The organism is Psychrobacillus lasiicapitis (assembly GCF_006861795.1).
Classification (GTDB): Bacteria; Bacillota; Bacilli; order Bacillales_A; family Planococcaceae; genus Psychrobacillus; species Psychrobacillus lasiicapitis.
In genome coordinates, this window is sequence record NZ_VDGH01000019.1 from 1 (window position 1) to 24862 (window position 24862).

At 36.0% G+C, this 24862-nt stretch carries 18 protein-coding genes, 6 tRNA genes and 1 rRNA gene; 24 read left to right on the forward strand and 1 reads right to left on the reverse strand.

Translation table 11 applies throughout. From position 1 onward, the window contains the following. Positions 1–10 precede the first annotated feature (10 nt). The 24 genes from rrf (at position 11) to FG382_RS22025 (ending at position 22087) form a co-directional block, all read left to right on the forward strand. A 5S ribosomal RNA gene (gene rrf / locus FG382_RS21910) occupies positions 11–126 on the forward strand. 731 nt (positions 127–857) lie between these two features. Further along, positions 858–932, forward strand: a tRNA-Asn gene (locus tag FG382_RS21915). Between the two features lie 13 nt (positions 933–945). Beyond that, positions 946–1018, forward strand: a tRNA-Thr gene (locus FG382_RS21920). A gap of 126 nt (positions 1019–1144) precedes the next feature. Beyond that, positions 1145–1220 (forward strand) — tRNA-Val (locus FG382_RS21925). Positions 1221–1241: 21 nt separating this feature from the next. Then, positions 1242–1325: transfer RNA gene (locus FG382_RS21930), tRNA-Tyr, on the forward strand. Positions 1326–1331: 6 nt separating this feature from the next. Continuing rightward, positions 1332–1406, forward strand: a tRNA-Gln gene (locus tag FG382_RS21935). Between the two features lie 25 nt (positions 1407–1431). Further along, a tRNA-Ala gene (locus tag FG382_RS21940) sits at positions 1432–1504 on the forward strand. A 402-nt stretch (positions 1505–1906) separates the two neighbouring features. Further along, positions 1907–2116, forward strand: coding sequence for a hypothetical protein (locus FG382_RS21945; protein WP_142540983.1), 210 nt, complete (start codon positions 1907–1909; stop codon positions 2114–2116). A gap of 248 nt (positions 2117–2364) precedes the next feature. After that, positions 2365–2955: a GNAT family N-acetyltransferase gene (locus FG382_RS21950; RefSeq protein WP_229677478.1), complete on the forward strand. Its 591-nt coding sequence runs from the start codon at positions 2365–2367 to the stop codon at positions 2953–2955. A 70-nt stretch (positions 2956–3025) separates the two neighbouring features. Beyond that, positions 3026–3931 carry an arginase gene (gene rocF, locus FG382_RS21955; RefSeq protein WP_142540985.1) on the forward strand — a complete coding sequence of 302 codons (906 nt, stop codon included), beginning with the start codon at positions 3026–3028 and terminating at the stop codon, positions 3929–3931. A gap of 159 nt (positions 3932–4090) precedes the next feature. Beyond that, positions 4091–4666, forward strand: coding sequence for an RNA polymerase sigma factor SigW (gene sigW, locus FG382_RS21960; RefSeq protein ID WP_142540986.1), 576 nt, complete (start codon positions 4091–4093; stop codon positions 4664–4666). A gap of 12 nt (positions 4667–4678) precedes the next feature. Then, the gene (locus FG382_RS21965) at positions 4679–5308 is read left to right on the forward strand and encodes an anti-sigma factor family protein (RefSeq protein WP_142540987.1); all 630 of its coding nucleotides are present in this window, start codon (positions 4679–4681) and stop codon (positions 5306–5308) included. A 115-nt stretch (positions 5309–5423) separates the two neighbouring features. After that, positions 5424–6260, forward strand: a complete 837-nt coding sequence (gene cdaA / locus FG382_RS21970; RefSeq protein ID WP_142540988.1) for a diadenylate cyclase CdaA — start codon at positions 5424–5426, stop codon at positions 6258–6260. Beyond that, positions 6253–7518, forward strand: a complete 1266-nt coding sequence (locus FG382_RS21975; RefSeq protein WP_142540989.1) for a CdaR family protein — start codon at positions 6253–6255, stop codon at positions 7516–7518. The genes cdaA and FG382_RS21975 overlap by 8 nt, the downstream gene beginning before the upstream one ends. 37 nt (positions 7519–7555) lie before the next feature. Further along, positions 7556–8908: a phosphoglucosamine mutase gene (glmM, locus tag FG382_RS21980; protein ID WP_142540990.1), complete on the forward strand. Its 1353-nt coding sequence runs from the start codon at positions 7556–7558 to the stop codon at positions 8906–8908. A gap of 214 nt (positions 8909–9122) precedes the next feature. Further along, positions 9123–9638 carry a type 1 glutamine amidotransferase domain-containing protein gene (locus tag FG382_RS21985; RefSeq protein WP_142540991.1) on the forward strand — a complete coding sequence of 172 codons (516 nt, stop codon included), beginning with the start codon at positions 9123–9125 and terminating at the stop codon, positions 9636–9638. 120 nt (positions 9639–9758) lie between these two features. Next, positions 9759–11363 (forward strand): gamma-glutamyltransferase, encoded by a 1605-nt coding sequence (gene ggt, locus FG382_RS21990; RefSeq protein WP_142540992.1) that lies wholly within the window; start codon positions 9759–9761, stop codon positions 11361–11363. 399 nt (positions 11364–11762) lie between these two features. Then, a complete protein-coding gene (gene glmS, locus FG382_RS21995) occupies positions 11763–13565 on the forward strand; it encodes a glutamine--fructose-6-phosphate transaminase (isomerizing) (RefSeq protein ID WP_142540993.1) in 1803 nt (600 codons plus the stop codon). Positions 13566–13927: 362 nt separating this feature from the next. Further along, positions 13928–14782 (forward strand): TnsA endonuclease C-terminal domain-containing protein, encoded by an 855-nt coding sequence (locus FG382_RS22000; protein ID WP_093496727.1) that lies wholly within the window; start codon positions 13928–13930, stop codon positions 14780–14782. Further along, complete coding sequence (locus FG382_RS22005) at positions 14782–16959, forward strand: DDE-type integrase/transposase/recombinase (protein WP_211356437.1); 2178 nt, start codon at positions 14782–14784, stop codon at positions 16957–16959. Before FG382_RS22000 ends, FG382_RS22005 begins: the two co-directional genes overlap by 1 nt. Continuing rightward, complete coding sequence (locus FG382_RS22010) at positions 16960–18624, forward strand: ATP-binding protein (RefSeq protein WP_142540995.1); 1665 nt, start codon at positions 16960–16962, stop codon at positions 18622–18624. 10 nt (positions 18625–18634) lie between these two features. Beyond that, positions 18635–19084 (forward strand): TniQ family protein, encoded by a 450-nt coding sequence (locus tag FG382_RS22015; protein ID WP_142540996.1) that lies wholly within the window; start codon positions 18635–18637, stop codon positions 19082–19084. After that, a complete protein-coding gene (locus tag FG382_RS22020; protein ID WP_170206598.1) occupies positions 19032–20477 on the forward strand; it encodes a TnsD family Tn7-like transposition protein in 1446 nt (481 codons plus the stop codon). The genes FG382_RS22015 and FG382_RS22020 overlap by 53 nt, the downstream gene beginning before the upstream one ends. Continuing rightward, positions 20477–22087 carry a TnsD family Tn7-like transposition protein gene (locus FG382_RS22025; protein ID WP_142540998.1) on the forward strand — a complete coding sequence of 537 codons (1611 nt, stop codon included), beginning with the start codon at positions 20477–20479 and terminating at the stop codon, positions 22085–22087. Before FG382_RS22020 ends, FG382_RS22025 begins: the two co-directional genes overlap by 1 nt. A gap of 555 nt (positions 22088–22642) precedes the next feature. On the opposite strand, the gene FG382_RS22035 is transcribed toward FG382_RS22025, so the two are convergent. Next, entirely contained in the window at positions 22643–24547 is a 1905-nt protein-coding gene (locus FG382_RS22035) for an AAA family ATPase (protein WP_142540999.1), read from the reverse strand. Between the last annotated feature and the right edge of the window lie 315 nt (positions 24548–24862).

Below are 24862 nucleotides of genomic sequence, written 5' to 3' on the forward strand. Positions count from 1 at the left end.
GCACTCATCGTCTAGTGATGATGGCAAAGAGGTCACACCCGTTCCCATACCGAACACGGAAGTTAAGCTCTTTTGCGCCGATGGTAGTTGGGGGTTTCCCCCTGTGAGAGTAGGACGTCGCTGGGCACCATAAAAAGAAGTCGTTACCGAGTTATCGGTAGCGGCTTTTTTGATGATTTAATAAAATTATAAAATCTATTAACTATGGATAACTTCATACAAAGACTTCTTTGTATAGACTCAAGTATCTTGCACCTGCGCACAGCTCGTCGGAGGAGAATATTGCCCCTAGGAGGCAAATATGAATAAGATGTGGATGGTCTAAAGAGTAGCCTCTTAGACTCGCAAGATACAAGTAATGTTTACTTTGACGAAAGCTATTAGGCAGTGTAGAGATATTATACTATCCCCTTTTTTAGAAGGGAAAAGAGATAGGTGTTAATAACTTTTATTCTTAAAGAAATTTAGCCTCTTATAAGGAGGTAGCATTCGAGAAATTGTATTCATCTCCACGAAGTTGTCTTTGTTTGACTTCGTTGGCGCAGGAATTGATTGCTACACAAATATAATTGGTCTTGGCCTAAAACTTGCGCTTAATATACTTAAATCGGTTGTCCTATTCCTCACCAAATTCTAACTCGTCTTCTGTGTAATGAGTTCTTTTGTAAAAAAAGCATTCAGATTTCAGTTTATCGAGTTGGGAATAAATTACATTTAACTATGGATTGTCTGTCTATAAAAGGGAGATTAAACTTAAATAATACAATATGATATATTTTTTAAAAAATGTAAGATTAGACTTGAAATATAAATAATTATTGTTATAATTATATTTGTACTTTAAATAGATGCATTGTTCCGAAGTAGCTCAGTGGTAGAGCAATCGGCTGTTAACCGATCGGTCGTAGGTTCGAGTCCTACCTTCGGAGCCATTTTTTTGTCTGTGCTTCCATAGCTCAGCAGGTAGAGTGCTTCCATGGTAAGGAAGAGGTCAGCGGTTCGAACCCGCTTGGAAGCTTACATTTTTAAATATTTAATGTAAAAAAAGCCTAAATAACTACTTGCCTAAGAGAAACAAATATGTTATTATAGTTCTTGTCCGATTCTAGTAGAAGTATAAGACTAATCGTGATTTTATAACCCAGGAGGATTAGCTCAGCTGGGAGAGCATCTGCCTTACAAGCAGAGGGTCGGCGGTTCGAGCCCGTCATCCTCCACCATTTATTTTCATACTTAGCTTTGGAGGGGTAGCGAAGTGGCTAAACGCGGCGGACTGTAAATCCGCTCCTTAGGGTTCGGCGGTTCGAATCCGTCCCCCTCCACCAGTTTATTGGGGTATAGCCAAGCGGTAAGGCAACGGATTTTGATTCCGTCATGCCCTGGTTCGAATCCAGGTACCCCAGCCACAACCATTTTTAAATTTTATTTAACGGGGCCTTAGCTCAGCTGGGAGAGCGCCTGCCTTGCACGCAGGAGGTCAGCGGTTCGATCCCGCTAGGCTCCATACTTATATATATTACAAAGTAAACCTTTCCGTCTTTTGGAGAGGTTTTTTTATTGGTTAAGAAATTATAAGCTCTATGGCTTGTCAATCAGTATAGTGGATACTGTGCAGTATAAAGTTGAATGAATTGTCCGCAACGATTTATGCTGCAGTCGTACGCTTACTATGGAATGAGCGATGAGCCATTTCCGCCGCTTAGGGTGTCGTTGGAATTTCTTCATTAGCCCACAAGGTATGTGTGTGGCAACGCCTTTGAAACTAATATCCTGTTAGCCTCGTTGCCTGAAGCGAAAATCAAAGGAGCTTGCTACTTACTAAGAACCAACTATTTTGATAAAATCCATTATTAACATGTGTTTCCTTTCATAATATCCAGTAAATGGTTGTACGAGACATAACAGGATGCGAACACGGCAAACTCTCGCTGAACACGACAAAACCAATCTATCGGAGCACTTTTGGTTAATAGAACGTAGACTAGCGGCTACTTACTACGCAGGGTCCCATAATCCGAAGTATCTCTTTGTCCTTGTTATCCAATTAATGGATAAGGGCGATCAATCAGTCGTGGAAAGCAACCAAATATTAAAACAACAAGTTTACTTAAAGTGAAGACGCCGATATCTACAGCATTGTTTCTCCTATTAGGTGCGACCAATCAATATTATTATTGCCATGTCTAGGTAGTCATAGATGCTTGCGCTTTAGCTCTTTTAAGAATACCAATCCACAACCTAACCAACACTTAAAAACCACTGCCTCCCCTATGTACAAAACTAACTAATTATTTTCATAGTTTCCAAGATAAAATCCTTTTCAACGCACCCATCTTTCAATTATGATGATATAAAAAAAGTGAGGTGTTTAGTTTGGCTGAAACAATCGTATATGGAGACGTGACATTACGACCATTGAAAGAAAGTGACATTCCGTTTCTATGGGATTTGTATGATCCCAAAATATTTGAATTTATGTTGAATAAAATAGAAGATAAGGAACAACTCAGTAATTGGCTGCAAGTAGGAATTGATCAAATGAATATTGAACAAACTGCACTTTCATTTGTAGTAGAAAATACCGATACACATAAAATAATGGGGACAACCCGTATTTATGGAATGGATCATACGAATCATGCTTGTGAGATAGGATCGACTTTTTATGGGAAACAGTTTCAGCGAACACATGTGAATACAACAACTAAATACTTACTTTTAAAACATTGCTTTGAACATTTAGGAATGATTCGTGTCCAATTTAAAACAGATGAGTTGAATGTAACTTCGCAGCGCGCAATTGAACGAATAGGTGGTATAAAAGAAGGTGTTCTTCGCAATGAACGAATTCGTTCGAATGGCACGGTGAGAAATGCCGTTGTTTACTCAATCATTGAAAGTGAATGGACGGAAGTAAAAAATCATCTAGTTCAGTTAATGAATAAATATTCATAAAAATGCTGAGTTGAGCCAATTCCCCTTTAAGATTTACAATAGATATAGGAATAGAAGGGGGTATTAAATCATGAACAAGTTAGATATCTCAATAATTGGTGTACCAATGGATCTTGGCCAAAATAGACGTGGAGTCGATATGGGACCAAGTGCTATCCGCTATGCCGGCGTAGTAGAACGTCTAGAGGCTCTTGGTCACACCGTGAAAGACGAGGGAGATATTGCGATTAGCCATACTCGTAAAGAACAGTCTCCAAATACACATTTACGTAATCTAGAAGATGTGATGGAGGGAAATACAAAGCTAGCAAACAAAGTACATGAAGTACTACTGGAAGGAAGATATCCTTTAGTGCTTGGTGGGGATCATAGTATAGCAATCGGAACACTTGCAGGACTTGCGGATCGCTATGAAAACTTAGGTGTTATTTGGTACGATGCGCATGCAGATTTAAATACAGCTGAAACTTCTCCTTCTGGGAATATACACGGAATGCCGCTTGCAGTGAGTATTGGTTTAGGTCATGAAGACTTAGTGAATATCCGCTCTTTTGCTCCAAAGATTAAACCAGAAAACGTTGTTATTATCGGTGCTCGCTCTGTAGACCCAGGCGAACGTGATTTAATAAAAGAAAAGGGTATTAAAGTCTTTTCCATGCACGAAATCGATAAGCATGGGATGACAGAAGTAATGAATCAAACGATAGCCTATTTCCAGGAGCGTAATGTAGATGGTGTCCATTTATCGCTCGATTTAGACGGTTTAGACCCACTTTATACACCAGGAGTCGGTACACCTGTTCCTGGCGGTATTAGTTATCGTGAAAGCCATTTAGCAATGGAAATGCTCTATTCTTCTGACTTGATTACGTCAGCGGAATTTGTGGAAGTAAATCCAATACTAGATGAAAAAAACAAGACGGCAGATGTTGCAGTTGGATTAATGGGATCACTATTTGGGGAAAGTCTCATATAATAAAAAAGGAAAGCGGGCAATAGTCTGCTTTTCTTTTTTTATTATCAACACAATGCATGGAATATTTGGTAAAATAAATAATATAGAAAAAAATGAAACCTGTTGCTACCTTCATACGTATAGGTAAGACAGCCGCATGAGGCGGAGGGGAAAATCACGATGGATGCGTTAATAAATAAACGAATAAAACAAGTGTTAAAAGGCGATAAAGACGCATTCGCGGAGATTGTCGACCTGTATCAGCATAGGCTATTTCAAGTCTGTTTCCGAATGTTAGGAAACCGTCATGAAGCGGAGGATATTGCACAAGAAGCATTTGTGCGAGCCTTTATTAACATACACACGTATGATCAAAAAAGAAAATTTTCTACTTGGCTATACCGTATTGCGACGAATTTATGTATCGATCGTATAAGGAAAAAGAAGCCGGATTTTTATTTAGATGCAGAAGTGAAGGGTACAGAAGGACTCGATATGTACTCTCAAATCGCAGCAGCAGATGAACTGCCGGAAGAAGAGATAATGAAGCTAGAGCTGCAAGATCGAATACAATATGAAATTAGTCGTCTTCCAGATAAATATCGATCGGCCATCGTTTTAAAGTATATGGAAGAATTATCTTTACAAGAGATTAGTGAGATATTAGAATTACCACTTGGAACTGTAAAAACGAGAATTCATAGAGGCAGAGAGTTTCTTAGAAAACAGTTAAGCAGGCAGCCCAATTTTTTATAGGAGGGAATCACGATGAATGCATGTCCAGAGCGAATTGTTCACTTAATGCATGAATATTTAGATGGTGAAATTAGCCGTGAACATGAGCTTGAACTTAAATCTCATTTGCAGTCATGCGTGGATTGTCAGGCTCATATGCACGAGTTAAGCGATGTGGTCGCTTTTGTAAAAGGAGCAGCTCATGTAGAGGCTCCAACTAATTTTAGTCAAAATGTAATGGCAAGACTTCCAAAAGAAAAATCACATGCTGGTGTTAGTAGATGGTTGCGGCGTCATCCAATTCTCACTGCAGCAGCATTATTCTTTTTGTTTATGAGTAGTGCATTATTTAGTAACTTCCATGAAGAGCAGCAATTCTCCTTTACTAAACAAGAAAATGTCTTGGTGGAAGGAGAAACGGTTATTATCCCCGAAGGACAAGTCGTAAAAGGCGATTTAGTCGTTCGAAATGGAGATGTTCGAATCGATGGGGAATTGGACGGGAATCTAACCGTCATAAATGGTTCGAAATACATGGCTTCTACAGCAGTAATAACGGGTAAAACAGAAGAGATTAATGAGGTATTTGACTGGCTTTGGTTTCACATAAAAGATGGGGCGAAAGAAGTCGTGTCATTTTTTGATAAAGAGGAAACAAAATAATGGGAAGTCTATCCAGTGAAGTGGATAGACTTTTTTCGCCCTAAAATGTAGAGAAGTGGGCAACTATGTTATACTTACATGGTATGGATTTGTGATGAAAAGTGGGGGATGCCACATGTCGTTTATGGAGCAGTTTACCAGTTTTATGCCAGTAAACGTAATTGTAAACATTTTAGATGTTTTAGTTGTATGGTTTGTTATATACAAATTAATAACCTTGATAAAAGGAACGAAGGCTGTTCAATTATTAAAAGGAATATTTGTTATTATCGTGGCTCGAGTAGTAACGGACTTTTTAGGTATGGATACACTAGGGTGGTTGCTTGAAAATGTAATTAGTATTGGTTTTTTTGCAATTATCGTGATCTTTCAACCTGAAATAAGAAGAGCGCTCGAACAAATAGGTAGGGGGAAGCTCTTCGCCAGAAGCTCATCCATGCAAGAAGAAGAGAAAAGTCGTTTGATAGAGGCGATGACCAAATCGGTAAGCTATATGGCAAAACGTCGAATTGGTGCATTAATATCTATTGAAAGAGAAACAGGTTTAAATGAATACATTGAAACGGGAATTCAGTTAAATGCGCATCTTACTTCGGAGCTTATGATTAATATCTTTATACCAAATACACCTTTACATGATGGTGCGGTTATTGTACAAAAGAATAATATTGTCTCTGCCGCTTGTTATTTACCATTATCTGAAAGTCCTTTCATCTCCAAGGAGCTTGGAACACGGCACCGTGCGGCAATTGGTTTAAGTGAAGTAACGGATGCGATAACCATTGTTGTATCAGAAGAAACAGGTGCGGTAAGTTTAACATCTAATGGAGATCTCCATCGAAACTTATCCATGGAAGAGTTTGAAACTCACTTGAAACGCCTTTGGTTTGGACCAACAGAGGAACAAGTAGCTTCTTCTAAATGGTTGTGGAGGGGGAAACAGAATGGATAAAATGATGGGCAATCCATGGTTTTTGCGAATAATTGCATTGGTACTTGCCATTCTATTATTCGTTTCTGTGAAATCGGATATGGAAAAAAATAATATGAATACGACTAGTACTTCAGTGGAAACGCTCCATGATGTGCCTGTAGAAGTATATTATGACGATGAGAATTCGGTTGTAACAGGGGTACCAGAAACTGTTACGGTGAATATAGAAGGACCGTCACAACAGGTTTTTTCTACGAAAGTGATGAAGGATTACAAAGTATTTATTGATTTACGTGAAGTAACGTTTGGCAAACATAAAGTAAACTTTTCAACTGAAAATTTTTCGGATAAATTAAAGGTACGGATTGACCCGGTTAGTGTCGATGTAGTGATTGAGGAACGTGTTTCTCAAGAATTTAATGTGGATTTAGATATGAATGAAAGCCTGTTAGCTGAAAACTATATCGTCAAATCCTACGATATGGAACCGAAAAAAGTAGTCGTCACAGGAGCAAAAAGTATTATTGATAGCATAGGCTATGTAAAAGCTACGATCGTTAGAGACCAAGGAATAAATAAATCGTTTGAACAAGAAGCGAGCATACGAGTACTAGATGCTGATTTAAATAAATTGGATGTAATCGTTGAACCAAAAACGACACAAGTAAAAGTGAATGTTGAAGAATACAGTAAAGAAGTCCCGATAGTATTAGTCCCTAAAGGGGTGCCTAAAGAAGGGGTAAAGATTAATAAGTTGTCAACTGATGTAAAAAATATTAGACTATACGGCCCACGAACAGTATTAGATAAAATAGGCCAGTTACAAGTTGATGTAGACGTGAGTAAACTAGAGAATACGAGTAGCTTTGATTTGAAGTTAGCTGTTCCAGATGGTGTGACTAGATTATCGCTCGACAAGATTAAAATTACAGCAGATGTCACACCAACTCCACCAGTTGAGGAAGAAGAAGAGCAAGAGGAAACCGTTTCAACGGTGGAAGAGAAAGCATTTGAAAAAGTTACGATTGCAGTGAAGGGACTACCGGAGCAGCTAGTTAGTAATTTTGAAACACCTACGGATGGAATCGTTTCTGTCGTAGCAAAAGGAACACCCGAGGCTTTGGAAAATATTCAACTAAACAATGTTTCCGTTTACGTAAATGCCGAGAATGCTGAAGTTGGCGAAGTAACCCTTCCAATTCAAATAGAAGGTCCCTCTAATATAGAATGGGGAACGTCTGAATCTGAGGCAAAAATAACAATAAAAGAAGCTTAATGCGTAGGACAACAGGTTTTTAAGGAGAGAAGAAGAAATGGGAAAATATTTTGGTACAGATGGTGTTCGAGGAGTAGCGAATTCAGAATTAACACCAGAGCTAGCTTTTAAACTAGGTCGTGTTGGAGGATATATATTAACGAAGGAAGCTAAGGAACGAGCGAAGGTATTAATTGGTCGTGATACTAGAATCTCTGGTCATATGCTAGAAGGCGCACTAGTGGCTGGACTTCTCTCGGTTGGTGTGGAAGTAATGCGTTTAGGGGTCATTAGCACACCTGGTGTAGCTTTTTTAACGAGAGTTATGAGTGCCAATGCAGGAGTAATGATTTCTGCTTCACATAATCCTGTAGCGGACAACGGGATCAAGTTCTTTGGATCAGATGGTTTCAAGCTTTCAGATGAACAAGAAGAAGAGATTGAACAACTACTTGATGCAGCAGTGGATGAAATTCCTCGTCCTACTGGAGCAGGAGTTGGTTCTGTATCAGATTATTTTGAAGGCGGACAAAAATATATTCAATACTTGAAACAAACAATAGATGAAGAGTTTGTAGGTGTCCACGTTGCATTAGACTGTGCAAACGGAGCAACTTCTTCTCTTGGAACCCATGTATTTGCAGATTTAGATGCAGATTTATCGACGATGGGTGTATCTCCAAATGGGTTGAATATTAATGAAGGCGTAGGTTCCACGCATCCAGAAGAATTAGCTAAGTTTGTCTTAGAAAAAGGAGCAGACGTAGGTCTTGCTTTTGATGGAGACGGGGACCGTTTAATTGCTGTGGATGAAAAAGGACAAATCGTAGATGGCGACCAAATCATGTATATATGTGCGAAATATTTAAATGCACAGGGGCGTCTTAACAAAAGCACGGTTGTTTCCACAGTGATGAGTAATATGGGCTTCTATAAAGCATTAGAAACGCATGATATGACAAGCGTGAAAACAGCAGTTGGAGATCGTTATGTAGTTGAAGAAATGAAAAAGAATGGCTACAACCTTGGTGGCGAGCAGTCAGGACATATTGTCTTCCTCGATTACAATACAACAGGTGATGGATTATTAACTGGATTACAACTAGTCAATATTATGAAAGTGACTGGGAAAAAACTTTCAGAGCTCGCATCTGAAATGACGATCTTTCCTCAAAAGCTTGTAAATGTACGCGTAACAGACAAGCACGCAGTAACAGAAAATGCGAAAGTAGCAGCTATCATTCAAACAGTAGAAGCAGAAATGGCTGGCAATGGTCGTGTATTAGTCCGACCATCAGGCACAGAACCGCTTGTACGTGTTATGGTAGAAGCAGAAACAGAAGCAGACTGTGAAAACTATGTAAACCGAATCGTTGCTGTAGTAAAAGAAGAGATGGGTTTAGCCGAGTAATAAGAATGTATGATATAAAAATCCAGCCCTGTGCTGGATTTTTTTGTTCTGAAATAATTATTAATAGGACTTGGCGTTGCTTCCTTCATGCGATGCTGTTAATCATTTTACGTCAGCTATAAAGCATAGACATCGATTTAAACCATTAATTATATGTTTACTATGATTTATAAGTGGAATAATAAGAGAGAACAAGCAAATAAGGAGTGAGGAAATGGCTAAAGTAGCAACATTAATCACAAATATGTTTGAAGACGTCGAGTACACTAGCCCAGCACAAGCTTTGAACGATGCAGGACACGAGGTATTTACAATTGAAAAAGAAGCAGGAAATGAAGTCACAGGTAAACAAGGTGAAGCCAATCTTAAGGTAGACTATGGAATAGATGACGTAAAACCAGAAGATTTTGATGCATTATTTATTCCGGGTGGATTTTCGCCAGATATTTTACGAGCAGACGATCGATTTGTAGCTTTTGCAAAAGCATTTATGGATGCTAAGAAACCGGTATTTGCAATCTGTCACGGACCGCAGCTTCTCATTACTGCAAAAACATTAGAAGGACGAGATGCTACTGGATACAAGTCGATTAAAGTCGATCTAGAAAACGCCGGAGCAACTTATCACGATGAAGAAGTGTTCGTTTGTGGCAATCAACTTGTTACAAGTAGAACCCCAGATGATTTGCCAGCGTTTAATAGAGAAATTGTAAAATTACTCGAGAAATAAATAATGGAGCACCTTCGATCGAAGGTGTTCTTTTTTATTCTATAAAGTTAATAGAATATTTTTATAATTTTCTGTTATTCTATAAAAGAGACGAAATAAATACATAGAGGGGAAATGATTGTGGATTATTTATACCACCCGTTTTCTGCTAAACGACATACTGTTTTTGCAAAAAAGGGAATGGTTGCAACTTCTCAGCCATTGGCGGCACAAGCAGGATTAGACATCTTAAAAAAAGGAGGAAATGCGATTGACGCTGCAATTGCAACAGCTGCAGCACTCACCGTGGTAGAACCCACTTCAAATGGTATTGGAGGAGATGCATTCGCTTTAGTTTGGACAAAAGACAAGCTGCATGGTTTGAATGCTTCAGGTCCCGCACCAAAGTCTATTTCTATACAAAAACTAAAAGAACAAGGATATGAGAAAATGCCTGTGCATGGTGTCATACCGGTTACAGTGCCCGGTGTTCCTGCTGCGTGGGCTCAACTATCAAAACGCTTTGGCAAACTCTCGCTTAAAGAAGTACTTCTACCAGCGATTCGATATGCAGAGGAAGGCTATCCGCTAACACCTATTCTCGGGAAGTATTGGAAACTGGCATATAATAGATTGAAAGATTCCCTTACCACGGAAGAATTTACTGCATGGTTTGAAACATTTGCGCCTAATGGTAGGGTACCTGAAATAGGGGAAATGTGGTCTTCACCTGGTCATGCCAAAACACTTCGAGCCATTGGAGAAACGAACGCTCGCGACTTTTATGAAGGGAAAATAGCAGATCAAATAGATGCTTATATGAAAAAGCATGGTGGGTATTTATCAAAAGATGATTTATCTTCATACAATGTAGAGTGGGTAGAACCTATCTCTGTAAATTATAGAGGCTATGACGTATGGGAAATACCGCCAAATGGTCAAGGGATGATAACATTAATGGCGCTAAATATATACAAAAGCTTAAATATGCCGATTTGGCAAAATGCAGATACATTCCACTATCAAATGGAAGCGATGAAATTAGCATTTACAGATGGCAAGGCATTCATCACAGAACAAGATGCAATGCCTATAAGTGTGGAACATCTATTATCAGACGAATACGCTAAATCTCGGGGTGTAACTATTCAAGCAGAGGCAAGTAACCCGGAACCATATGAATTGCCAAAAGGCGGAACAGTTTATTTAGCGACAGCGGACGAAGAAGGAAATATGGTTTCTTATATTCAAAGTAATTACATGGGGTTCGGTTCGGGTATTGTTATTCCGAATACAGGAATAGCCTTACAAAATAGGGGACTTGATTTCTCATTAGATGAAACACATCCAAATGCTTTACAACCTGGTAAAAGAACATTCCATACAATTATCCCAGGATTTTTAACGAAGGATGGTAAAGCGGTCGGCCCATTTGGTGTGATGGGTGGATACATGCAGCCGCAAGGACATTTCCAAGTGGTGACGAATACGATTGATTACCTATTGAGCCCACAAGCAACGTTAGACATGCCGCGTTGGCAATGGGTGAAAGGAAAAACAATTCATGTAGAGCCAGAGTTCCCAAATTATCTCGTGCAAAGCTTAATAAGAAAAGGTCATGATATTCAAATGACAACGGATGGTGGCAGCTTTGGTCGTGGTCAAATTATTTGGAGAAACCAGGAGACAGGTGTTCTACAAGGCGGTACAGAGTCCAGGACAGATGGAGCAATAGCAGTTTGGTAAAAGCCTCAATTGGAGGCTTTTTTCAATTATTCTATTAACCTTTGTTCCATAAAATTGACGTGCATATAATGAGCGTATATAATGAAAAAGTTACTTTTAATGTAAATTCAAAAGTGACCGCGTAGAAAAGGAGGAAAGAAAACGCGTTAAAACGAGGAAAACAATTATAGCGCCAGAGCTGAAGAAATCGGACGATATGTATCTTCAGCAGACGAGGTGGAGGTTATCGAAAATTCGGCGGATGCCTCCCGACCGTATTTGCCCGGTTGTTATTCTTTTTCAGAAACCATACGAGTGATTGTATGACAGAGGGGAAAAGAAGGCATTCTTAGCTTAATGAGCGACTGTGAGAAGACAGGACGCTTATTTCGACATGAATGTAAACGGAGGAATATGAATATGTGTGGAATTGTAGGATATATTGGAGAAGCAGATGTAAAGGAAATCTTGTTAAAAGGGTTAGAAAAATTGGAGTACCGTGGATACGATTCAGCGGGAATTGCGGTACTCAATGACGAAGGCGTTGTCGTGTTTAAAGAAAAAGGACGAATCGCTGACTTGCGTGATGTAGTGGACGAGGATGTAGATGCAAAGCTTGGGATTGGGCATACTCGTTGGGCAACGCATGGTGTCCCAAACCAGCTAAATGCACACCCTCATCAAAGCACAACACAACGATTCACACTTGTGCACAATGGTGTCATTGAAAATTATCACCTTATGAAAAAAGCTTATTTATCTAATGTAGAAATGGCTTCTGATACAGATACAGAAGTAATTGTACAGTTAATCGAAAAATTTTCACAAGACGGCTTATCCACAATTGATGCACTAAGAAAAACATTGCATCTTATCCATGGATCATATGCTCTTGCACTACTGGATAAAGAGGATCCAAATACTATTTATGTTGCAAAAAACAAATCACCACTTCTTGTAGGCCTTGGTGAAGGATTTAATGTAGTAGCATCTGATGCAATGGCTATGCTACAAGTGACGGAGCAGTATGTAGAGCTTCACGATCAAGAAATTGTAATCGTGCATAAGAATTCAGTTGAAATTCAAAAACTAGATGGTTCTATTGTAGAACGTCCAGCATATAAAGCAGAGCTAGATATGAGCGATATCGAAAAAGGGACGTATCCTCACTATATGCTAAAAGAAATGGACGAACAGCCTGCCGTTATTCGCAAAATTATTCAAGCTTATCAAAACGAGCAAGACGAGCTAACGATAGACACAGATATCTTAAAGGCTCTGCACGATGCAGATCGTCTATATATTATTGCTGCGGGAACTAGCTACCACGCGGGTCTGATAGGAAAACAATACTTTGAGAAAATTGCAGATATACCTGTAGAAGTGCACATCTCTAGTGAATTCGGCTACAACATGCCACTGCTTTCTGCAAAACCGTTATTTTTATTTATCACGCAATCAGGTGAAACAGCCGACAGCCGACAAGTGCTGGTGAAGATAAAAGAACAAGGGCATCCAACTATTACGATGACTAATGTACCTGGATCAACGCTCTCTCGGGAAGCAGATCATACGCTTTTACTTCACGCTGGTCCAGAAATTGCAGTTGCATCTACTAAAGCATATGTTGCGCAAGTAGCAGTATTAATGGTAACAGCTTCCGCATATGCTCAAGCTCAAGGCAAATCATTAGATTTTGATGTTGTCAAAGAACTTGGTATTGCTGCCAATGCAGTGCAAACAATTGTCGATTCCAAGGAAGAAATGGAAGAAATCGCGACAGAGTTTTTAGAAACAACTAGAAATGCATTCTTTATCGGTCGAAACGTTGACTTCTATGTAAGTTTAGAAGGTGCGTTAAAACTAAAAGAGATTTCCTATATCCAAGCAGAAGGCTTTGCTGGCGGAGAACTAAAACACGGTACAATCGCACTTATTGAAGATGGTACCCCAATATTCGCCCTTGCAACGCAACAAGCTGTAAGCCTCAATATCCGCGGTAATGTAAAAGAAGTAGTAGCACGAGGAGCAAACCCATGCATTATTGCAATGGAAGGCTTGGAGGAAGAAGGAGATCGTTTCGTGCTTCCAAAAGTACATGAGCTATTCTCTCCACTTGTAGCAGTTGTGCCATTACAGCTGATTAGTTATTATGCAGCATTGCATAGAGAATGTGATGTGGATAAACCACGGAACTTGGCTAAGTCAGTTACGGTGGAATAGTAATGAATTGATTTTTGTATGCTGTATAGAACAAATAAAGTTGGAAACGTACAAAAAAAGATGGAAATGGACAAAAAAAGTTGGAAACAGGTAAAAAAAGTTGGAAACTGTGTATAAGTTTCCAAGTTTAACTCTTTTTCCATTTGGAGGGTTCTTCCTTGAAAATAAAAATGAAATTTATAAATATCAAATTGAAAGATTTTTAAACTCTGCCCCTACTGGGGCAGAGTTTTTTTTTATAGTAACTATATTAAGTAACTATATGTAGTAACTCAAATCAGTTACGTTTCAATATCTACATAATAACCAATAAATATAAAAATGTAAAAATAAAAACCTATACATTAGATGGAGTGGTAAAAATGGCGAAGAGAAAAAGAAGTAATTCAACGGAAACTAAAATTGAAAAATGGATAAAAGAAGGAAGAGGACAAGGAGAAGGTGCTGGTTATAAACCTTGGTTGGAAATTCAAGATGTTGCTTCCAACGGTTATGCAACAAGAAATTTAGGGTGGAAAACACTACGCAAGCATCATTTTCTTTCGGACTTTGAACTCCATTATTTCTATACATTAGAATGGTCTAGTTACGTTTTGGATATTAGGGAACAATATCCACTATTACCTTTAAAAAGAACTGTAGAAATTGCAGAAAGAATCGGAGTCGAACACCCTAGAGAAAATGGGAGTACGGGACCGTTAAAAGTGATTACAACCGATTTTTATTTAATTGTACAAACGCAAACTGGACAGAAAACTGTTGTTAGAAGTGTTAAACCAATCGATAAACTGACTGTAAGAGAATTGGAAAAATTCGATATAGAAAAAATATTTTTTGAAGAAATAGGCATTACGGATTGGGGGATTGTAACTGAAACGGATATACCTAAAATTTTTATTAAAAATATTGGTTGGTTTTATGATGCTAAGACCTTGGATAATCGACCTAATATTAATTTAGCCTTAATTAATAGATTGGAACCTAGATTATACAAAGCAATAAAGACAGAAGAAATGGGATTATCAAATCTTGCATTGAAATATGATGAGATATTCGGACTGGAATATGGTTCATGCTTATTTATTATCAAATATTTACTAGCAAATAAGACTTGGCAAACAGATATTATGAACAAATTAATTAATCCTTCCGAGAGAATAGAAATTTTCGATAAACAAATGAACGATAAAAGCGTAGGAATGGGAGGGGTATCATGATGATTAGTCTAAATATATTACTTGAATTTAAAAATAGGGAGCTAGAGACTATTTCCATTGAAAGGGTTCTTTGGATATCGCCAGATCTAGATGTTGTTGTTTTATTCAATATTGATAAGGAACTACCGCACGTTCCAACTCTTAAATCAATTTCTGAATTGGAAGAAGTACTAACGACTCCGTATGCTTCCATCTTAAAATTTGATCCCTATAAAGAGTTGAATGCACCAGAACAAGATTACTTAGAAAAACATAAGAAAACAAGGGACCTAAGATGGGATATTATAAAAGATTATATTGAGAAAGAACCTTATATTTATGATCCTGATATATTAAAATCGATGATTAGTGAAATGAAAAGTAAAACAGGGAAAAGTAGCAAGAGAATTTATTCGATATTAAGGGAATACTGGCGAGGAGGAAAAACAATTAACTCATTGATGCCTAAATATGCCAACAGTGGGGGAAGAGGAAAACCGAAACAATTAAAAGATAAGAAGATAGGACGGCCTTCAAAATTATCTATAGAGCTAGGGATTCAAGGGGTTAATGTCACGGAAGCAGATAAAGAACTTTTCCAAGTTGGAATAAAACATTTCTATAGAGAAAAAAAGACAACATTAAAAAAAGCATATGAAGAAATCATACAAAAATATTATATTACTGGATATAAGACTGTAAATGGAACTGTTGTTCCTATTGCATTGCCAAATGATCAAGTTCCAAATTATCGTCAATTTTTAAATTGGTATAATTCAACCTTTAATGCTAAAGAAAAAATTATTAATAAGAGCGGTGAAAGTAAATATTATCTGAATCATCGACCATTACTAGGGGATGCGACAAATAGAGCAGGAGGACCCGGTGATATTTTTGAGATTGATGCTACGATTGGGGATATATATTTAGTTAGTGAAATCGATCGCTCTCGAATTATAGGCAGACCAGTTATTTATATTGTAAAAGATGTCTTTACTAGAATGGTTGTCGGTGTTTATGTTGGTCTTGAAGGACCATCATGGGTAGCGGCAATGATGGCATTGGAAAATACAGCAACCAATAAAAAAGAGTATTGTAAAAACCTTGAACTAGATATTGAGGATGACGATTGGCCATGTGAACATTTACCGAAGAAAATTAAGGCAGATAGAGGAGAAATGGAGAGTAAGAATGCAGATAATCTCGTAGAGTCACTTGGCATACAAATTATCAATACTCCACCGTATAGAGCTGATTTAAAAGGAATCGTTGAACGTCACTTTAGAATCCTGAATGAACGAATTAAACAACATTGGATGCCAGGGGTTGTGCATAAAGATTTTAAAGAAAGAGGGGGGAAAGATTACAGACTTGATGCAAAGCTATCACTAAAAGCATTTGAGCGAATTATTGTATTAACTATACTAGAACATAATAATAGTGTAATAAAAGGCTATGCATTACAGAGAGAAATGATGGAAGTTAACTTACTTCCTACACCATTAAATTTATGGAGTTGGGGACTTCAACATAGATCAGGCCTGTTAAAAAAGGTAGATAAAGATTTAATCAGATTAAATGTAATGCCTTCAAAAGAAGCGAGCGTCACAGCAGAAGGAATAGTATTTAATAAAATGAAGTATACAAGTGGATTTTGTTTGGAAAATGGGTGGTTCGAAAAGGCAAGAATCAAAAGATGGAAAGAAATCATTTATTATGACCCAAGAGATGTTCAACATATTTATATGAAAACGCAAGGTAATAACTTTGTTAAGTGTCAATTAGTAGAGGCTGACAAAAGATATTCTCAATTTAGACTAGAGGAAGTCCAGGAGCAACAGTTCGTTATGGATATTAATAAAGCTCTCAACGGAACTTCCCAAAGACAGTTAAATATTGACACGAATGCACAAATTCTAAAGATTATGGAACAAGAGAAAATGGATACGAACAAAATAAGTAATCCAGATGAAAGTAAAACTGGCAAGTTAAAAGACATAAGGGAAAATAGAAAAAGTGAGAAAGAAATAATGAGAGATAAAGAACATTGGGGAAATACTCTTGAAAGAAACAAGCATAAATACAAAACAGAAGTAGTTGAGATGACGGATTTAATTAATCATGGCGTGGATGAAGACGAAGACGAAGACTACTTATTAAATCTAATTATTCAACATGATGGCAAGGAGGAAATGTAATTGGCGGGAAACAGTACTGAATCTGAACGAAAACCTACTAATGTACTAATGGGCAGACAGTGTACTGCTATTTATCGTGAGCAAAAAATACATGTCTATAAACATAATCCTCTTATCGAAGCTTTACCAGATATATTGACTAGGCAAAATATAATTGAACTCTTAAAGGAAACGCCAAATTTTAATAAGGATGAAGTAAATGAAAGTTCCGAAATTAGAATGCATTTCATTCAACAAATAAAGCATCACTTTATCCAACCAATGCCAATTCATTTAGATCTAGAAATAAAAGTTTCATCTATGATTAGAACTGGATATATTGGGAGAAATCCGGTTAGTCCCTTATACGCTAAACAATTTGCTGTTGGTGTATCGGAAATTTTAAAAGGAGACTATGATCTCGAGAAGGGGAATATCATAGGAAACCGTTCTACAGCAACTAATTTTTCTATTATAGGAATTAGCGGTATTGGAAAGTCAACATCTATTGAAAAAATCCTTTTATTATATCCTCAAGTCATTATTCACTCAGATTACGAACATAATGGGATTTCTGTTGGCTTTTTAAAGCAAATCGTGTGGTTAGTTATTGAATGCCCTTTTAATGCATCTAGAGGTTCTTTATGTAAAAACTTTTTTATGGCAGTAGATAACATTTTGGATACAAATTATTATAAGCAATTTGTTAAATCAAAAATGAATGAGTCAGACCTGATTGATAAGATGGCACATGTCGCTGCTTTACATTGTATTGGAGTTCTTGTTTTTGATGAAATTCAGAGGATGAAGAAAGGTGACGAAGGCAGGTTAACTATGAATTTTTTTGTGGAAATTCATAATAAACTGGGTGTGCCCTTAATTTTTGTTGGTACATATTCGTCTATTGATCTTTTTACCCCATTACTTGCGACTGCGAGACGAGCAAGTGGAATGGGTATTTTATTCTTTGACAGAATGGAGAAAGATAAAAAGTGGGATATATTTTTAGATAAGTTATGGAAGTACCAGTGGTTAAAAGAATTTACACCGTTATCCGAAGAAATGAATGAGGTGTTCTATCAAGAGACACTAGGAATAACGGATTTTGTTGTCAATTTATTTATTCAAGTGCAGCTATTAGCACTTTCATTGGGAAAGGAGAAAATCAGTATAAAAATAGTAAAGCAGGCAGCAGCTACAAATTTTAGAATCCTTCGACCTTCTCTTAAAGCTCTTCTAACGGGTGATATTGAAAAACTAAAAAAAATAGAAGATTTAAAACCAGAATGGGTGGATGTCAATTCTTACATCAAACAGCTCCCTGAAGGCACAGCGATTGAAGGTGATTTGCAGAAGGAACACATTGCTACACTTTCAAATGCTAAGGAATTTGTACAGTATGTCAATTTTGCGCAAAGTATGGGAATTTCTAAAAAAGCAGCTGTAGAAATTGTCTCCCAAGTATTAGAAAAAGAAAGTGATAATAGTCATAATTTAAATAAATTAATCGCAGAAATAATCCTATCTCCTGATAAAGCAGAGAGTAAATTTAATAAGAAGATTAAACCAACAATGGAATCGGCTCTTCATCTATTAGGATTAAAGAATCTAAAAGAGAAAAAGCCTTTAGAAGAAGAGTTGAGAAAGTTGAATATAATAAAACCGTTTAACGAATTTATAGGGTAGGTGATAAAAGGTGTTAGGGTTTTTTCCTCATTTATATAAAGATGAATTATTATATAGTGCGCTGGCAAGGTTTCATCAAAGAAGTGGAAACAATAGTCATAAAGATACCATTATGAATCTGTATGAAAATAATACTACAAGTGCAATCACTGATTTTCCAAGTAATCTCAATTTACTTGGACAAAAGATTAACCAAAAACCAAGCATACTCATCTATAAACATACACTTTTTCCTTATTATGAACCATATATACCCCAAAATTTATCCGTTAAAATGGTTGAACAAATGAATTTTGGTAATTCAAATTCGATTTCTTTATCACTGGGACTTAGAGCAAGTAAAGTAAGAGGTCCAGATTACTTTAGGTATTGTATACATTGTTATTTTGAAGAGGTGGAGTTATATAGTGAGGCTTATTGGCATAGAACTACCGGGAGTTTATGTGTGTCCAATACATAAAGAATTATTGTGGACTTCTGATGTTCCATTTAGAAATAAGCCAAACAAACACAGGTTCTTTCCTTTGAATCAAAGGTGTGTAGAAAATGGACAAGAAGTTTTGATTCCTAAACACTTGTTTCAAAGCTTATTGTTTATAGCAGAACAATCTTATGAGTTATTGAATAGTAAATTTCCTTTTAAAAACTTGGAAAATATCAACCAATTTTATATTGCTGAATTAAATGTGAAACAATACATTACACCATCCAAAAGAATTAGAATTCAAGAATTAATCCCAAATTTTCTTCGTTATTTCCCAATTGGACTATTAAAATTTTTGAATAGTGATTTTGAACTTTTCGATGAAGATACCTGGTTTCATAAGGTATTAAGAAAATCAAAGGTTACCTGTCATCCATTGAGACATTTATTATTACTATTATTTTTAGGGCTTAAGGTTCCTGTCCAACTACAGGAGAATAATCATGACGTACACTTCTTTGGAAAGGCTCCTTGGCCTTGTTTAAATAAGGGATCAACTCACTATAAAGAATTCATTATTAAAGATTGTATTGTTACGAGTGGTTCTAAAACTGGGAAGCCTGTTGGTACATTTACTTGTGAGAATTGTGGCTTTTCCTATTCTCGTACAGGACCAGATGCTTCAGAAGATGATAAATATCGAATAGGGAGGATAAAAAAGTTCGGGGCAGTTTGGGAAAATAGATTACACGAATTGTATTCAAGCGGTAAACACTCTATCCGGGGTATTTCATCGGAGTTAGGTGTCGATTTAAAAACAACAAAGAAATATCTAAACAACAAAATAGAGAATATATCATCCGCTTTAAATAGAGACCAACAAAGTATCCTTCAAGAGAAAAGAAGTAGATTTATTGTGATCAGAAAGAGCTATCCTAGTTACAGTAGGACTGAATTAAGAAAAAGTGCTTCTGGGCTATACAATTGGCTATATAAAAACGATAATGAGTGGTTTATCAGTAACTTACCATCAGCTAAAAGAGGAGAAATTCAGAGAACAATGATTAATTGGGAGAAAAGGGATAGTGAATATTTACAATTGATTATTAGGGAAACTATAAACTTGTATTTAGAGATTCCTCTAGTTAGGGTAACAAGGACTAAGATTTATCAAAGATTAGATATTCAAACGAGATTTGAGAAAAAAATTGATAAATTTCCTAAATGTAAGGGACTCCTGCAAGTTATTACGGAGACAGTGGAGGAATTTCAAATAAGAAGAATTAAATACTTTGAGAAACAATATATAAATAATAATATTCATTATACGGTTTCGAGCTTAAAAAGAGCGGCTGGAATAAAAGATTTTTCAAATCAACTAATTCGACATGTGATTTTAGATGGAATTAGTGAAGGGGTCTATGAATAATGTTGTCTTATTTCCCGAAACCTTATCCAGATGAGGATTTTAGAAGTATTATATTTAGATATCATATTCGAACAGGTAAATTATATTTCGAAGAAACTAACAAAGAATTATTTGACGTTAAGTCAAAACGAAATATTTACTTTCATCATAATTTAATTAAGTTGATTAGTTTATTTAATCAGAGTGGGTATACTATAGATTATTTCTTGAATAACCATACAGTTTTCCCGTTAATAAACCCTTTCTTATCTACTCAAAGAAAGCAGGATTTTCAGCAAAGTTTATCTTTAAAGGACTCCTTAAAGGGCAAAAGGTTATTTAAAGATTATATAGCTAAGGAAATAAAATATTGCCCTCACTGCTTAGAAGACGATTATGAAAAATATGGTGAAGTTTATTCTCACCGATTTCATCAACTTCATTTCATGGATTATTGTGAACGTCATCAGATAGAGCTGATTTCTATATGTCCGAAATGCGGTGTGCCACTATCTAACGCTAATGGGAAGATGTTATTAAGGAGACCATTCTGTGAAAATGGGCATAATTTAGCCTCGGATTCTTCTAACTTTAATGAATGTCCAAAACTTATTGAAAGAGTCCTTCAAGATTTTCACTATATTGTTTCTCGTTCAAGTAAAATAAATCGCGAGTTGATTTTAGACCTATTTTATTCAGCGCTTGGTAAACGCGGTTATGCAGAAATTTATTCAGAGTATTTACAAACCAAGAGGTTAAAAACTGATTTTTTAATCTTTGTAGAGAACCATTATCAAATATTGGGTGCTCAACATCATAAGGCAATTGATAGCCGTTTCAATATGCTTCTATCTAGAAAAGATAGTCTTGCACCTAATATACTTGCATATTTATTGTTAATTCAATTTATATCGAATTCTTCTGAGGAATTCTTTTTGGACACTATAGGCTTTTCTATAGATATTCCTTTTAAAAATAGGCCCCAACCTTGTTTAAATAAAATTTGTAAATACTACAATAAGTTGATTATAAAAGCTTACAGTAAAACATACTATCCAATTTATGTCCAAGGAACATTTTTATGTCCTCATTGTAGTTATCAGTATGGACGCAAATGGATATGGAATCAAGATAAAAAGAGCGGAGAGATTAACCCACCTTTTTTAATAAGCCGGGGCAAATTATGGGAGAAAGAAGTTATGAAATTATACTCTCAGGGACAAAGTTTGAAGGTTATTGCAGCTAAAATGGGGTTGGGTACATATAAAGACCCTATAGCAAAATTATTAAAAGAAAAATTGGGAGAAGAATATGCAAAAAGGTTCAATCTGAAAACGAATTTTACATTGCATAGCATACATTCAAGACTTGAACCAACGAGTTCTAATTATGAACAGGTTATAAACGAAATTGAAATCGGAATGAAAGAAGTCGCTACTACAATTTATGACCAACAATTATTATTAATTAGACGACAAAATATCGTAAATATAATGAATGAAAATCCTACTTTAAAGAGAAAAGGTATAGAGGAGCTAGCTAGAGCGGACTATAGATGGCTAATGAAAAATGACCGAGAATGGTTTAATGAGTTCCTGCCTAAACCTTATACTGTGAAAAATAAGTGTTGATAATTTCATAGTAATGGGTGCTTTAGTCAAGTAGGAGCAAGAACTTTTAAGAGATTGCTCCATTTACATTTAAAGGTACCTCTGAGAATACACTTTCCCTAGCCTTCCGCCTAACAGAAATTAGATTCTTGTGGCTTCACTTTTCGCATACTCCATGAGACTTGTATAACTTCAATAGGAGCTCCATTATTCAACAAATGAGTGTCATAGCTGTGTTTGTTGATGGGGATGAATCTCTTATTGATTTCAGCACGATTTGAAACAGCTTGATGATGTATCGCATTTGGTCGATACTAAAGGCGTTAACTGAATTGGTGAAAATGTGGGTTGTCTATAAATGGTGTTAAAAATTAAGAAGCTGTTGTTTCATAAGTCCCTTTTATCATTATTTTAAATGCAATCCTTATAGGACAGAACATTTGTTGTTAGTTGAACATAGTGATTATTATCGTGAACATAATAAATCAAGGTAATCAAAAGTGAGTAAACGTAAAACTCACAAATGTTGTTTGGTCAACATTTGTGAGTTTTACATTTAATAAATTCTTAATTCTTTTAGATTTCACTGGATACTAATGAGTCAATATTTAGGGAATCTGCTGCTTCTTTACCTATTACAAAGTTAAAAAATCTTAATAATCCTTCTTCGTATTGATCAAATCTTTCACTAATAAGCTTCGTTGCTTTCCATGGCTTATCATTCAACCATTCTTCACCAAATATATCCTCTTCAAAATTTGGAGAATGATAAAGTCTCCTAGTTTCATCTAAGTTAATTGACTCTAACATTCTTAAATTATTTCCCGAATTATAGAGCTCACCATCTAAATCATGTATTATTACTGGTTCAATTCCGAAATGAGTTAAAACTTCGCAATACGTTCTTTGAGTAAGTTTTCCTTTGCATGAAATTATATTTATATCTTTACAATAACTTTCAATGTCTTCCTTTTTATCAGGATATTTAGAAATAAGAACATCTTTAATAGATTTGAAGCTGGCAATTTCACAATCTCCCTCAACTAATATAACTCTCCTTGAAAAAAATGATTCAAGAGTTGATGAGTTGAAATTTAAAAGCATCCGCATCGCATTGCGCTTATCTAGTGCATTCTCCCCGTTGTAAAGATTTTCCTCTACTTGAGAAAAAAGTGTTGTGCCGGTTGTGAAATTACGTTTTGCTATCACAATTCCTTGATGACGGTCTGCTAAATCAATAAAGTGTTCGGAGTGTGAAGTACAAATAACTTGCGATAGTTCTGACTCAGAAATTTTTAGTAAAGAGTCTCTCATTTTTCTCTGTAATTGAGGATGTAAATATATCTCAGGTTCCTCTACTAAAAATAAATAGCTTCTTTGCCATGAGTTTTCTACTTCCTCTACAGTTTCATCTAATTCTTGTGACATTAATTCCAATAAAGATAATATTAATAGTCTCTGTGCACCACTACCCTGATGGTCGGTTGTAGTTTCTATATCATTGTAAATTAATGAAAACGTAGTGTTCTCATGAAGTTTTTCAATAACAGGGGGGCTAAAGTTGACCTTCGCTTCAATATCCATTAACCTTTTTAACTTGAGATTTAGGGACGTCTCTAAAGAATTTAGAGACTCATGGCGATCTTCTCCAACGAATGCGTTTGTTAAATTAGTTGCGGCCGTTTCAAATTCCACGAATTTTTGTGAAGTACGCATTTTCTTTTCTATTAACGACGACATAATATTTTTGGCTGCAGAATTTGTTTTTGTAGGGTTAGTTTCATCCTGTAATAACTTCATGGCAGGTATGTAAATTACTTTAGGCATTATTGATCTAAGCACGCTACTTAGTCCATTAGGGTTTGCCATCCATTCAGGATTTCGATGATGAACTAATGCTGAATTCTCCTCTAAAACGTATTGCAGAAAATCCTCTTTTTTAGCCGCAGGAATTGTCCCAGTTAATCCTTGTTCAGCACAAAATCTCTGACGTAGGTCTCGAAGTTCCTCTGAAACGTCCTGAAATGCTGTATTATTCCAAGTTGGTTTGCCTTCCAATTCATGAATATAAGCTTGTTGAATATAAGCATAATAAGGAACATCCTTATCATTTAAGTTAGAAGATTTCCAAAGTCTTTTAATCTTTAATTCCTCATTATAAATGTATCTACTAATCTCTATTTTATTTAAATCTTGTTCCGTAAATTTATGGAATGTTACACATATTTCCATATGTTCATCTTCATTGAGTGGGTTTGGTTCAACTTTTTTAGGAAATCGGTCTAAGTCGGGGCAATGCGGTTTTTCATAAGGGAAAAACATTCTTAGTGCTTCTAAAACTGTTGATTTCCCTATATTATTTTCTCCAATTATTGTTAGCATATCTGACTGTCCGTCTGCTTTATTTGGAAATTTGATGGTACACAACTCATCTATGCCTATATTCTTATAATTTTTAACAGTAAATTCTTTTATTTTCATGAAAAATCCCCCTCTTTTAGTAGTATTATCACATTATACTTAAATTAAAGATATATAAATTTGAAATTTCTAATAAATAGAGTGGAGGTTCTAGGTATTATGATGTCTATCCTACATCGAAAAATAAAGTTAATCTAAGATGGATATTTAGGGTAAAGTGTGAATAAGTTTGTGAAAAAATGTACTTAAACTCCCATGAAAATTAAAATCTTCGATTTATAGAAAAAGGCAATACGAAATCGGACGCAGCTCAATAATTTTTTAAAAAAGTGCAGCGCCTAAATGAGAATTAAATTATGGATTGTACTAGGAGGC

What these genes read in the sequence shown, in the direction of transcription:
- FG382_RS21965 (WP_142540987.1), top strand. Translation starts at nt 4,679, where the DNA reads ATGAATGCATGTCCAGAGCGAATTGTTCACTTAATGCATGAATATTTA.
- FG382_RS21945 (WP_142540983.1), top strand. Translation starts at nt 1,907, where the DNA reads ATGCGAACACGGCAAACTCTCGCTGAACACGACAAAACCAATCTATCG.
- rocF (WP_142540985.1), top strand. Translation starts at nt 3,026, where the DNA reads ATGAACAAGTTAGATATCTCAATAATTGGTGTACCAATGGATCTTGGC.
- FG382_RS22025 (WP_142540998.1), top strand. Translation starts at nt 20,477, where the DNA reads ATGTTGTCTTATTTCCCGAAACCTTATCCAGATGAGGATTTTAGAAGT.
- glmM (WP_142540990.1), top strand. Translation starts at nt 7,556, where the DNA reads ATGGGAAAATATTTTGGTACAGATGGTGTTCGAGGAGTAGCGAATTCA.
- FG382_RS21985 (WP_142540991.1), top strand. Translation starts at nt 9,123, where the DNA reads ATGGCTAAAGTAGCAACATTAATCACAAATATGTTTGAAGACGTCGAG.
- cdaA (WP_142540988.1), top strand. Translation starts at nt 5,424, where the DNA reads ATGTCGTTTATGGAGCAGTTTACCAGTTTTATGCCAGTAAACGTAATT.
- glmS (WP_142540993.1), top strand. Translation starts at nt 11,763, where the DNA reads ATGTGTGGAATTGTAGGATATATTGGAGAAGCAGATGTAAAGGAAATC.
- sigW (WP_142540986.1), top strand. Translation starts at nt 4,091, where the DNA reads ATGGATGCGTTAATAAATAAACGAATAAAACAAGTGTTAAAAGGCGAT.
- FG382_RS22000 (WP_093496727.1), top strand. Translation starts at nt 13,928, where the DNA reads ATGGCGAAGAGAAAAAGAAGTAATTCAACGGAAACTAAAATTGAAAAA.
- FG382_RS22005 (WP_211356437.1), top strand. Translation starts at nt 14,782, where the DNA reads ATGATTAGTCTAAATATATTACTTGAATTTAAAAATAGGGAGCTAGAG.
- FG382_RS21975 (WP_142540989.1), top strand. Translation starts at nt 6,253, where the DNA reads ATGGATAAAATGATGGGCAATCCATGGTTTTTGCGAATAATTGCATTG.
- FG382_RS22035 (WP_142540999.1), bottom strand. Translation starts at nt 24,547, where the DNA reads ATGAAAATAAAAGAATTTACTGTTAAAAATTATAAGAATATAGGCATA.